Annotated in this window: 10 protein-coding genes; 7 read left to right on the forward strand and 3 right to left on the reverse strand. The window is 59.5% G+C overall.

Annotated features, from left to right (window positions below; translation table 11 throughout):
- Window positions 1-8: 8 nt before the first annotated feature.
- Window positions 9-1,325, reverse strand: a complete 1,317-nt coding sequence (locus ACZ1HA_RS10795; RefSeq protein ID WP_472713859.1) for an aspartate aminotransferase family protein — start codon at window positions 1,323-1,325, stop codon at window positions 9-11.
- A 443-nt stretch (window positions 1,326-1,768) separates the two neighbouring features.
- On the opposite strand from ACZ1HA_RS10795, the gene ACZ1HA_RS10800 reads away from it, so the two are divergent.
- The 4 genes from ACZ1HA_RS10800 (at window position 1,769) to arsJ (ending at window position 7,870) form a co-directional block, all read left to right on the forward strand.
- Window positions 1,769-2,737: a TAXI family TRAP transporter solute-binding subunit gene (locus tag ACZ1HA_RS10800; protein ID WP_472713860.1), complete on the forward strand. Its 969-nt coding sequence runs from the start codon at window positions 1,769-1,771 to the stop codon at window positions 2,735-2,737.
- A gap of 120 nt (window positions 2,738-2,857) precedes the next feature.
- Window positions 2,858-5,470, forward strand: a complete 2,613-nt coding sequence (locus ACZ1HA_RS10805; protein ID WP_375230526.1) for a TRAP transporter permease — start codon at window positions 2,858-2,860, stop codon at window positions 5,468-5,470.
- A gap of 148 nt (window positions 5,471-5,618) precedes the next feature.
- Window positions 5,619-6,617 (forward strand): ArsJ-associated glyceraldehyde-3-phosphate dehydrogenase, encoded by a 999-nt coding sequence (locus ACZ1HA_RS10810; protein ID WP_375230525.1) that lies wholly within the window; start codon window positions 5,619-5,621, stop codon window positions 6,615-6,617.
- Entirely contained in the window at window positions 6,617-7,870 is a 1,254-nt protein-coding gene (gene arsJ, locus ACZ1HA_RS10815; RefSeq protein ID WP_472713861.1) for an organoarsenical effux MFS transporter ArsJ, read from the forward strand. The genes ACZ1HA_RS10810 and arsJ overlap by 1 nt, the downstream gene beginning before the upstream one ends.
- On the opposite strand, the gene ACZ1HA_RS10820 is transcribed toward arsJ, so the two are convergent.
- The gene (locus tag ACZ1HA_RS10820) at window positions 7,867-8,535 is read right to left on the reverse strand and encodes a DNA-3-methyladenine glycosylase I (protein WP_472713862.1); all 669 of its coding nucleotides are present in this window, start codon (window positions 8,533-8,535) and stop codon (window positions 7,867-7,869) included. The two genes, arsJ and ACZ1HA_RS10820, sit on opposite strands and share 4 nt — an antisense overlap.
- Before the next feature lie 117 nt (window positions 8,536-8,652).
- On the opposite strand from ACZ1HA_RS10820, the gene modA reads away from it, so the two are divergent.
- Genes modA through modC form a run of 3 tightly spaced genes read left to right on the forward strand, consistent with a single transcriptional unit; the run spans window position 8,653 to window position 11,223 of the window.
- On the forward strand, window positions 8,653-9,426 hold the full coding sequence (modA, locus tag ACZ1HA_RS10825) for a molybdate ABC transporter substrate-binding protein (protein WP_472713863.1): 774 nt from the start codon (window positions 8,653-8,655) through the stop codon (window positions 9,424-9,426).
- Between the two features lie 7 nt (window positions 9,427-9,433).
- Window positions 9,434-10,126 (forward strand): molybdate ABC transporter permease subunit, encoded by a 693-nt coding sequence (gene modB / locus ACZ1HA_RS10830; protein WP_472713864.1) that lies wholly within the window; start codon window positions 9,434-9,436, stop codon window positions 10,124-10,126.
- Window positions 10,126-11,223, forward strand: coding sequence for a molybdenum ABC transporter ATP-binding protein (gene modC / locus ACZ1HA_RS10835; protein ID WP_472713865.1), 1,098 nt, complete (start codon window positions 10,126-10,128; stop codon window positions 11,221-11,223). The genes modB and modC overlap by 1 nt, the downstream gene beginning before the upstream one ends.
- Window positions 11,224-11,225: 2 nt before the next feature.
- Here the strand turns inward: modC and ACZ1HA_RS10840 are convergent, their stop codons facing one another.
- Window positions 11,226-12,095: a LysR family transcriptional regulator gene (locus ACZ1HA_RS10840; RefSeq protein WP_472713866.1), complete on the reverse strand. Its 870-nt coding sequence runs from the start codon at window positions 12,093-12,095 to the stop codon at window positions 11,226-11,228.
- Window positions 12,096-12,160 lie beyond the last annotated feature (65 nt).

The raw sequence follows: 12,160 nt of genomic DNA on the forward strand, positions 1-12,160 counted from the left end.
AGAACATCCTAAAACACTGCAGAAAATGTTTTTTCCAGTTTGCTGACGATCTCGTCCACATGTGCGTCTTCGATGATGAAGGGCGGCGCAAGAAGGATGTGATCGCCGTGCCGTCCGTCCACTGTCCCTCCCATGGGATAGCACAACAGCCCGTTTTCAAAGGCAGTGCTTTTCAGTTTTTTGTGGGTCGCGGCCGATGGATCGAAAGGCTTTTTGCTGGCCCTGTCCTCAACAATTTCCAGTCCGATGAACAGGCCCCTTCCGCGGATATCGCCTATGTGCGGGTGCTGACCAAACGCACTCTGCAGCGCATTTTGCAGCTTTTCCCCCATGGCCGCACAATTCTCCACGAGACCGCCGGTCAGCTTGGAAACGACGGCATTGCCTGCCGCGCAGGCTGTTGGATGGCCGATGTACGTGTGTCCGTGCTGGAAAAAACCGGAGCCTGCGGCAATGGCATCATGGATCGCAGCGGTGCACATCATGGCACCAACCGGCTGGTACCCGGCACCCAGTCCTTTGGCGATCGTGACAATGTCTGCTGTGATCCCGTCATGTGAATGCGCGAAAAGACTGCCAGTACGGCCCATGCCACACATCACCTCATCCAGTATCAGCAGAATACCGTACCGGTCACAGATCTCGCGGATCCGCCGGAAATAGCCATCGACCGATGCCACTGCGCCGAGGGTCGCGCCGACGACCGGTTCGGCCACGAACGCTATGACCGTTTCGGGCCCAACGCGCTCCAGTTCGGCTTCCAGTTCGTTGGCGACACGCTGGCCGTAGTCAAAGGCGGTCTCGCCGTCCTGCTGTCCGCGATAGGCATAGCACGGAGAAATCAGTGATGTTTCAACCATGATCGGGGCGAAGGCCTGTTTGCGCCATTCGTTACCGCCCGTGGCCAGAGCACCCAGTGTATTGCCGTGATAACTCTGGCGGCGCGCGATAAACCGATGCCGTTGCGGCTCACCGATTTCGACAAAATACTGCCTCGCGAGCTTGAGCGCAGCCTCGACAGCTTCCGAGCCGCCTGAGACAAAATAGACCTTTTCCAGGCTGCCCGGCGCGGCCTGGACCAGCCTGTCTGCCAGTTCTTCTGCAGGGTCAGACGTGAAAAAACTGGTGTGCGCATAGGCAAGTTGTCCAACCTGCGCCTGAATCGCTGCGATCACATCCGGATCACTGTGGCCGAGACAGGAGACCGCCGCACCACCCGATCCGTCAAAATATTCTTTCCCATCAGCATCATAGATGTAGGCACCTTTGCCTATAGACGCACGTCGAGGACTGGTCTTAGAGTGCCGACCAAACACATGTGACATTCGAAATCTCCCCAGTTGAACTGTTTGCTGTGAAGCATATGACACCCTGAGTGACAATGCTCTGAAATGTTAACCGGTATCAGGGGGGACGCAGAAACGGGATGGGGGGAGCGCGTGGTTGTTTTGCCGGATGTCGCGCCGTCGTTGCGCCACTTCAGCCTGAAAAACAGGCCGGATAACGGACTTCCGGTTGCAACCGGAGCCGTGCAGATAAACCCTGCCTTGCAACCCACAACGCCGCGGTTCATCATTCGGGGCGATTCACCGGATTTCTTTTCATCTGACGCAGCGGGCCTTTTTTGCAACGACACCGATTGGCAGGCTGCCCGGTACTGGAGGCAAAGCGTTTCAGACACGGATTGCTGAGATGAAAAGTAATAACAGCCGTCTGTCCGGTGTGACGGGCGGTTAAAAGACGACCAAAAAACAAATGGGAGAAATCAATGTTTAACAAACTCAAACTGACAGCAGCCGGCGCCAGCCTGGCGATGCTGATGGCTCCGGCGGCAATGGCCGAAGAGTTTATCACAATCGGCACCGGTGGTGTGACCGGCGTATACTATCCGACCGGTGGCGCGATCTGCCGTCTGGTCAACAAAGGCCGCAAGGAACACGGCATCCGCTGTTCGGTCGAGTCCACAGGTGGTTCTGTGTACAACATCAACACCATCCGCGCAGGCGAGCTGGAGTTCGGTGTGGCACAGTCCGACTGGCAGTACCACGCATTCAACGGCACCTCCCGCTTTGAGGAGCAGGGCGCATTCGAAGACCTGCGTGCTGTGTTCTCTGTGCACCCGGAGCCCTTCACTGTTGTGGCGCGTGCGGATGCAGGCATCAGCTCTTTCGCTGACCTCAAAGGCAAGCGCGTGAACATCGGCAACCCGGGTTCCGGCCAGCGCGGCACAATGGAAGTTGTGATGGAAAAGATGGGCTGGACAACCGGCGATCTGGCACTGGCGTCCGAACTGAAAGCGGCTGAGCAGTCTGCAGCGCTCTGCGACAACCAGATTGACGCGATGATCTACACCGTTGGTCACCCGTCCGGTTCGATCCAGGAAGCAACCACCGCATGTGATTCCGTGCTGGTTGAAGTGTCCGGCGCCGAGATCGAGTCGCTGATCAACGACAACTCTTACTACCGGTCCGCGACAATCCCGGGCGGCATGTACCGCGGTACGGACGGCGACGTGAGCACCTTTGGTGTGGGCGCGACGTTTGTGACGTCTTCGGCGGTTTCCGAGGATGCGGTCTATGCAGTCGTTTCCGCAGTCTTTGACAACTTCGACGATTTCAAAAAGCTGCACCCGGCATTTGCGAACCTCGAAGCCGAAGAAATGGCGACAGCCGGTCTGTCCGCACCGCTGCACCCCGGTGCTGCGAAGTACTACAAAGAAAAAGGCTGGATTGAATAAGATCCCGGCTTCTTACTGACGGCAGAGGGCGGCGCGGTCCGCCCTCTATTCAACCCGCTCCGGCGGGCATAATAATTTAAGCAAAAGCCGTTTCAGCGGTATTCCAGGGAGACAGTAACCATGGCCGATCAGACCGGCGGCGGACGCGCGCTATCCGACGAAGAACTGGCAGACCTCGTAGCTTCATCTGACGCAGGCGGGCGTAACCCTGTCGGGGCGGTGGGCACATTTCTCGCCATCACCGCAATCATCTGGTCGCTGTTTCAGGTGATCCTGGCATCCCCTCTTGCCAACCAGCTTCTGCCTGGTTCGGTCATCAACAACTCCCGTCAGATCCACCTGGCGTTCTCAATCTTTCTGGCCTTCATGGCCTACCCGATGTTCAAATCCAGTCCGCGCCACTACATCCCGCTGCAGGACTGGGGCCTTGCCATCGCCGGTGCAGGCATTGCGATGTACGGGTATATTTTCTACGACAAAATCGTAAATTCCGGCGGCCTCGCGGATGACGTGGACAAGTGGTTTGCGCTTGCGGGTCTGATCATTCTGTTCGAAGGGGCACGCCGCGCGCTGGGGCCTGCGATGGCGATCATCGCCACCATTTTCCTGGCTTACGTGTTCTTTGGCTCCTCCAGCTGGGTCCCTGATGTAATCCGCTGGAAAGGTGCCTCGCTGCAGAAAGCTATGAGCCACATGTGGATCACCTCAGAGGGTGTGTTTGGCATCGCACTGGGTGTTTCGACGAAGTTCGTGTTCCTCTTCGTGCTCTTTGGCGCGCTGCTCGATAAGGCGGGCGCCGGCAACTATTTCATCAAAATGGCCTTTGGTGCCCTCGGGCACCTTAAGGGTGGCCCGGCCAAAGCGGCCGTTGTGGGCTCCGCTGCCACGGGCCTGATCTCCGGCTCATCGATTGCCAACGTTGTCACCACTGGCACCTTCACAATTCCGCTGATGAAACGCGTGGGCTTCTCTTCCGAAAAGGGCGGCGCGGTAGAGGTGGCCTCCTCCGTGAACGGGCAGATCATGCCGCCGGTTATGGGCGCTGCCGCCTTCCTGATGGTGGAATATGTGGGCATATCATACGTCGAAGTGATCACCCACGCCTTCCTGCCCGCGACAATTTCCTACATCGCGCTGGTCTACATCGTGCACTTGGAAGCGGTAAAGAACAACATGCCGACACTGGGCAACCGCGTCGTGTCGATGGGCAAGACCATTGGCGGTATGGCAGCGTTCTTTGTGGGCTTTGCAGGCCTCTGCTATGGTGTGCAGTACCCTGTGGGCTGGATCGTTGCCGCGACCTCGAACTCGGCCGTTATCCTGTCTGTTCTGATCTTTGTGACCTACGCGCTGCTTCTTTGGATGGCGGCATCGGTGCCCGATCTGGAACCCGATGACCCCAATGCCGAAGAAGTTGAGCTGCCTGTTGTTGGCGAAATCTACAAATCCGGTCTGTACTTCCTGCTCCCGATCATTGTGCTGGTCTACTTCCTGATGATCGAACAGAAATCACCCGGTCTGTCGGCGTTCTGGGCGACCATGTTGCTCTTCGTCATCCTGCTGACCCAGAAACCGATGAAAGCCATTTTCCGTGGCGAAGGTGGTGCTCTGGTCGAGCGTTTCAAAGACGGCGTAGTCGATCTGCTGCAGGGCCTCATTGACGGTGCGCGCAACATGATTGGTATCGGTCTTGCAACCGCCACTGCGGGTGTGATCGTGGGTACAGTGACCCTGACGGGCGTTGGCCAGGTTATGGCCGATCTCGTCGAGTTCCTGTCGGGCGGCAATCTGATCCTGATGCTGATGATGGTGGGGCTTTTGTCGCTGATCCTCGGCATGGGCCTGCCAACAACGGCGAACTACATCGTTGTGTCGTCACTGATGGCGGGCGTTGTCGTGGAGCTCGGCGCACAGTCCGGTCTGATCGTGCCGCTGATCGCCGTGCACCTCTTTGTGTTCTACTTCGGGATCATGGCGGACGTGACACCGCCTGTGGGGCTGGCAAGCTTTGCGGCTGCGGCGGTCTCCGGTGGTGATGCAATCAAAACCGGCTTTACCGCGTTCTTCTACAGCCTGCGGACTATCGCCCTGCCCTTCGTCTTCATCTTCAACACCGATCTGTTGCTGATCGATGTGGGCTGGGCGCAGGGCATCCTGGTCTTTGTGATATCCAGCATTGCGATCCTCGTCTTCACGGCGGGTACAATGGGCTATTTCCTGACCAAAAGCCGCATCTACGAAAGCATCCTGCTGATCTTCATTTCGTTCATGCTCTTCCGTCCGGACTTCTTCATGGACCGCCTGCAGCCTCCGTTCGAGGATATCGCACCGGCCGCCTTTGCCGAGACGGTTGAAGCCGCTGCACCGGGGAAAGAGTTCCGCGTGGTGGTCAACGGTCCGGACTTCGACACCGGCGAGCCGCTGGAAACCACCCTGCTGGTGACCGTCGGCGATGAAGCCGAAGGCAGCCGGATGGATGCGCTTGGTCTGCTGACGGTGCCGGACGGTGACACGGTCACGCTGGAAGAGCCGCTCTTTGGAACACCCTATGCAGAAGTGTTCCAGGGCTATGACTTCTACGGCGATGACTTTGTGACCATCACAGCCGTCAAAGCCCCGGCAGATCAGCTGCCCAAGGAACTGGTCTTCATTCCGGGTCTGGTGTTGCTGCTGCTGGTCGTGATGATGCAGCGCGGACGCGCCGCGCGCGAGCCCGAGCCCGCCGCGGCCTGAGCGACAGACCAGCCGAATTGACAGCGCCGCCGGGGAACCGGCGGCGTTTTTCTGTCTCTGCGTGCAACTGTCATAAATCTCACATAAACCCGCGCTATGCGGGCGGTCCGTGAACAGCCCGGCGGGCATAAACTGAAAGAAACGGGATATGACGACTTTTGCTCTGAACGGGCTTGGACGTATCGGCAAACTGGCTCTGCGTCCGATGCTCGAAGCCGGAATGGACATCGCCTGGATCAACGATGCCGAAGGCGACCCGGAGATGCATGCACATCTGCTGGAATTTGATACGGTCCACGGACGCTGGCCCGCGCGGTTCAGTTCCGCCCCGGACGCGATTTCAATCGATGGAAAGCGCCTGCCTGTATACAGCAACCGCAGGCTCTCAGACCTGCCGCTCGGTGGCGTGGACGTGGTGATCGACTGCACCGGTGCCTTTAAAACCGAAGCTGCCCTCGCCCCGTATTTCGACGCGGGCGTCAAAAAGGTTGTGGTTTCCGCACCTGTAAAAGATGGGCCAACGGCAAACATCGTCTATGGCGTCAACCATGACGTCTACGATCCTGATACACACCGCATTATCACCGCGGCCAGCTGCACGACGAATTGCATCGCCCCGGTGGTTAAGGTCATCCACGAAAACCTGCGCATCAGACACGGATCAATCACCACAATCCACGACGTCACAAACACGCAGACCATTGTGGACCGGCCGGCCAAAGACCTGCGGCGCGCCCGCTCTGCGCTCAATTCCCTGATCCCCACCACAACGGGCAGTGCCACCGCAATCACCCTGATCTATCCGGAACTGAAGGGCCGGCTGAATGGTCATGCCGTGCGGGTTCCGTTGCTGAACGCATCGCTGACCGACTGCGTGTTCGAGCTGGAGCGTGAGACGACAGTCGATGAGGTGAACGCATTGTTCCGTGCGGCGGCCGACGGTCCGCTGAAAGGGATTCTGGGTTACGAGGACCGGCCGCTGGTCAGCGCAGACTATACCAATGATACGAGGTCCGGCATTGTGGATGGGCCGTCGACAATGGTTGTGAACGGCACCCAGCTCAAAGTTTATGTCTGGTACGATAATGAATATGGCTACGCGCACCGGCTCGTGGATGTAGCGGGGATGGTCAGCGCCAGCCTTTGATGAAAACACCTGCGCGCAAAGATACCCGTCTGACCGCCTATTTCGCGGTGACCGCCGCCTATTGGGCGTTCATGCTCACCGATGGCGCGCTGCGCATGCTTGTGCTTCTGCACTTTCACACGCTGGGCTTTTCTCCGGTCCAGCTGGCATACCTCTTTGTGCTTTATGAGATCGCCGGGGTGGTGACCAACCTCAGCGCCGGATGGATTGCCGCGAGGTTTGGTCTGACGCGCACGCTTTATGCCGGGCTGATCATTCAGATCGGCGCGCTGCTGGCACTGACTGCGCTTGATCCGGTGTGGAGTATCGGGGCCTCTGTCGTTTTCGTCATGGCAGTTCAGGGTGCCTCCGGCGTGGCAAAGGATCTTTCCAAGATGAGCGCCAAGTCGGCGGTGAAGCTGCTGGCACCGGATGGTGATGGCGGCCTGTTCCGATGGGTTGCATTGCTGACCGGGTCCAAGAACGCGGTTAAGGGCTTCGGCTTTCTGCTTGGAGCCGTCCTGCTGGGTCTGGCCGGTCTGCAGGCAGCCGTTCTTGGGATGGCAGCTGTGCTCGGTGTTGTCCTGGTCGCTGTGCTGGCGGGCATGCCGCCCGGTCTGCCCACCGGACGCAAGGACGCGAAGTTCCGCGAAGTGTTTTCGGATAATACAAATATCAACTGGCTCAGCTTCGCGCGCGTGTTTTTGTTCGGCGCGCGCGATGTGTGGTTTGTGGTGGGCATACCGGTCTATTTCTACGCCGTTCTTTCTGACGGGACAGACGCCGGAAACCGCGCCGCGTTCTTCATGATCGGCAGCTTCATGGCGCTCTGGATTATCCTTTACGGTGCTGTCCAGGCCTCAGCCCCACGGCTGCTGCGGACTGCGGCCCGTCCGGCCAGTGCGCTGATCACCGCCGCGCGCAACTGGAGCGCGGCTTTGATCGCGATTCCGGCAATGCTTGCGCTTCTGGTCTGGCTGGCCGGGTCACCTGCGCCCTGGCTCACGGTCACACTGGTCGCAGGCCTGCTGCTATTTGGTGCTGTCTTTGCGGTCAATTCCGCACTGCATTCCTATCTGATCCTCGCTTTCAGTACTGGAAACAGGGTCACGATGGACGTGGGTTTTTACTATATGGCCAACGCGACGGGCCGCCTTTTGGGCACCGTTCTGTCCGGCGCAAGCTATCAGCTTGGTGGCCTGCCCCTGTGCCTTGCCACGGCTGCGGTCATGCTGGTGCTCAGTACAGTTGGTGCTGCGCGCCTGCGCGCCTAGCCCGTGCTGGTGGCCAGAATTCTGCTGATCTCTTTCAGGGACCGTCCGGAATCGCGCGACCATTCGTTGAAGGCTTCCTGAACCGTCATCATCGCCTTCTTCGATGCCGGTACTTTGTCGATGACCCCTTCGGCAATCAGCCGCCCCACCACATCGCGTGACAGAATATAGCCATCAACCCCCATGAAACGCAGAAAATACTGGCCCGTTGTGCCACCAAGACGTGACCCGTCCGCCTTGAGGCGCAGCAGCAGTGCCGCGTAATCCTCGCGGGGCCAGTCCGCGATCATCCGGCCGAAACTGCCATGCTCTTTCCGGACATCAAGGATGAACGCCGCATTTTCCTGTACCGCACGAATTTTAGGGCCGTGCCGTACGATTGATGTGTCCGTGACCAGCGCATCAAACCATTCATCATCCATGAAAGCACAGGGCCCGGGATCAAATCCGCGGAATGCAGCCTCGAAACCCGGCCACATGTTATCGACAACTTTCCAGTTGAAACCGGCCTGAAAAATGGACCGGGTCATCTGTGCCAGCCATCTGTCATCCGGAATGGCCGCCACCTCCTGTACGGACAACGACGGCTCAAAACCATCAAAAATGGCTGCTTCACCGCCTTTGCGCCCGGCGCTGATTTCGAGAATTTCACCTAGCGTGCGCATGAACTGCCCCCGAATGTCACTTTCTGTCAGGATCACAACAAACCATGGCCTGCTGACATCCAGCGTCAGTATACAGCAGGGCTTGCACCCGCGGAACGTCTGAAGGACAGTGTTTTCATGTCCTCTTCTTTCGCAAAGTTGCTGATCTCGCTGATGTGTTCACTGGTGCTGACGTCCGCACCGGCACGGGCAGAGCAGATCACTGTTTTCGCTGCGGCAAGCCTGCGTACTGCGCTTGTGGAAATCGCAACCGGTTTTGAAGAAGAAAGCGGGCACAGCGTTGCGTTCTCTTTTGCCGGCTCATCCGTCCTCGCCCGCCAGATCAGCCTTGGCGCACCTGCAGACGTCTACGTTTCGGCGAATACAGCCTGGATGGATCACCTGGAACAACAGGGGCGGATCAACGCAACCACACGATTTGATCTGGCCGGCAACAAGCTCGTACTGATTGCTGCAAACCCTGACGCGCCCCCGGTTGAACTGAGCGCGCAAACCGATCTTGCCGGCCTGATCGGGGACGGCAGGCTCGCGGTTGCTCTCGTGGATGCTGTTCCGGCCGGTCTTTATGCGAAAGAGGCGTTGTCGAATTTCGGATTGTGGCAGAGTGTTGCCAAACGGACGGCACAGACGGACAACGTGCGCGCGGCCCTCGCCCTCGTAGCCACCGGTGCCGCCCCCTATGGTATCGTTTACGCCACAGATGCGCTTGCTGACGCCCGCGTTAAAGCGGTTGCCGTTTTTCCTGCAGAAAGCCACCAGCCAATTGTGTACCCGGCGGCTGCGGTGGCGTCTGAACCCTCCGGGGCAGCGCGCGGTTTCCTTGACTATCTTCGCAGCCCGCAGACAGATAAGGTGCTGACACGGCTGGGTTTTGCCGCAGGTACGGAGTAGGCAACCGATGGAGTGGCTAAGCGCACAGGAATGGCAGGCGGTCGTCCTGTCGCTGCGCGTGGCTTTCTGGGCGACGCTGTGCAGTCTGCCCTTTGGCCTCTGGGTGGCGGTTATTCTGGCGCGGCGCGATTTTCCCGGCAAACAGCTGCTGAACGGCCTGGTGATGCTGCCCCTGATCCTGCCGCCGGTGGTCACCGGCTATCTGCTGCTGCTGACCTTCGGGCCGCAGGGACCTGCGGGGAGTTTGCTTGCGCTGATCGGTATCAGCTTTGCTTTCAACTGGACGGGTGCAGCCCTGGCTGCGGCAATCATGGCATTTCCGCTGATGGTGCGCGCGATCAGGCTGTCTCTTGAGGCAGTTGACCCGAAGCTTGAGGAAGCTGCCGGGACGCTGGGCGCATCACGCGCCTGGGTGTTCCTGACCGTGACGTTGCCGCTGATGCTGCCAGGCGTTCTGGCCGGCGCGGTGCTGGCTTTCGCCAAAGCGATGGGGGAATTCGGGGCGACAATCACCTTCGTGTCTAACATACCTGGCCAGACGCAAACCGTGCCTTCCGCCATCTATGCCTTTCTTCAGGTGCCGGGGGGCGAAAACCAGGCTCTGCGGCTGGTACTGATTTCTGTGGCCATCGCGATGGGCGCGTTGCTCCTGTCTGAAATTCTGGCCCGCCGGATCGCCCGGCGCATCGGTGGCGCCTGATGCTGGAGTTGGCCCTGACCCAGGAATTTGACGGGTTCTCCCTGGACGTTTCCTTTGAGGCGCCGCGTGGGATCACTGTTTTATTTGGCCGCTCCGGCACCGGGAAGACGAGCATCATCAATGCCGTCGCGGGCCTTCTGCGCCCGACCACAGGGCGCGCAACGATCAACGGACGCACTCTGTTTGACACCGAGCGCGCGATCTGGATCCCGCCCCACCAGCGGCGTATCGGCTACATTTTTCAGGAAGGACGCCTTTTTCCGCACCTGACGGTCCGGCAGAACCTGCTATATGGGCGCCGGTTTGCACCGGCAAATGCGCACCATGAGAAACCGGAAAAAGTGATCGACATGCTGGGCATCGGGCATTTGCTGGACCGGCGGCCCGCTCTGCTTTCGGGCGGTGAAAAACAGCGCGTGGCGATAGGCCGTGCATTGCTGTCCGCCCCGGAGATTCTGCTTGCGGATGAGCCCCTGGCGGCACTCGATACAAAGAGGAAAGCGGACATCCTGCCCTACTTCGAGCGGATCCGCGACGAGCTTGCTGTGCCCGTGCTCTATGTCAGCCATTCCGCCAGCGAAGTGGCCCGCCTTGCCACGACCGTTGTGGCGATCGAGGCGGGACGCGTCACCGGCATCGGGCCCGCGCAGGCGGTGCTGAGTGATCCCGGGGTTACCCCGCTCGGCGTGCGCTCTGCCGGGGCGATGATGACCGCGCGGCTTGTCCGGCACGATGCGGATGGCCTAAGCGAACTGGACGCGGGCGGTCTGCCTCTTCTTCTGCCGCGCATCGACCAGGAGCCCGGGAAAATGCTGCGCGTCCGGATCGAGGCACAGGATGTCATGATCGCCACCATGCAGCCGAGGGACATTTCTGCGCTGAACGTTCTGCCTGCTGTTCTGACCGAACTGCGCCAGGGGGATGGTCCGGGGGTACTGGCCCGTCTGGATGCCGGGGGTAACACGATCCTCGCCCGGATCACCCGCCGCTCCTGTGACGCACTCGGCCTGCGCACCGGCATGCAGGTTTTTGCAGTGATCAAAGCCGTATCCGTCCCGCGCGAAGCAGTCGGCGATGGCCAGCCCGCACAGGTCTGACATTACCCCGGCCGCATCAGCTCCGACAGCAATGGGTTCGGGAAGCGCCGCCCGACGGTCACGCCGTAAAATGTTTCGGTCAGGTCGGGCAGCACCGCAAGCTCTGTAAGAGAGCCTGCCGCGATTTCATCTTTCACGACAATGGGCGGCAGGACGGCCAGCCCCGCCCCGTCCCGCACAAGCAGGCGCATCATGGCCATGTCGTCTACTTCTGCGGCGATCTGGGGGCGCAGACCAAGCCGGTCGGTCAGAGCATCAAAGCCCGCGCGCACCCCGCTGGCCCGCGAGGGCAGGATCAGCGGCGCATGCAGCAGCTGTTCCTCCAGCGGCGCGCCCGACAGTCTTTCATCGGGTGGACCAACGAGGCTGACATTCTGCGTATCCAACTGCTGGACGTTGAATGGGGTCAGAGCGTCAGCAGGCGGTGCCTGGTTGGTCAGAACCAGGTCGAGGTGCAAAGCCGCAAGCGCTGTGCTGAGTTCGGCCATACTGCCCGACCGCAGCACGACCTCAACATCCGGGCGCCCCAGCAGAGGTTTGAGAAACGCCAGCTGATAGTTGCGCGACAGCGTCGAAATGGCCCCGACCCGCAGCGCCCGGCGACTGGCACCTGTCTGCTGCAGTGTAGCCACCATCTCACGCCCTGTAGCGAAAATGGCATTGGCATGATCCAGGGCAATCCGCCCTGCCTCGCTCAGCAGCAGCGCACGGCCCCGACGTTCAAACAGGTCCTGACCAAGGCGTTCCTCAAGCTGACGGATCTGGGTCGAAACCGCCGATTGCGAAACGTTCAGCAACGCTGCTGCCCGGGTGAGGTTTCCTTCTTCTGCAACGGCCTGAAAATACCTCAGGTGGTGATAGTTGAAGTCCATTTATTCTATAAAACAGAATGAATTGTTACTTACAATATATTTTATTTATGAAAACCTCTCGCATA

The sequence above is a fragment of the Roseobacter sp. S87 genome (assembly GCF_055693285.1).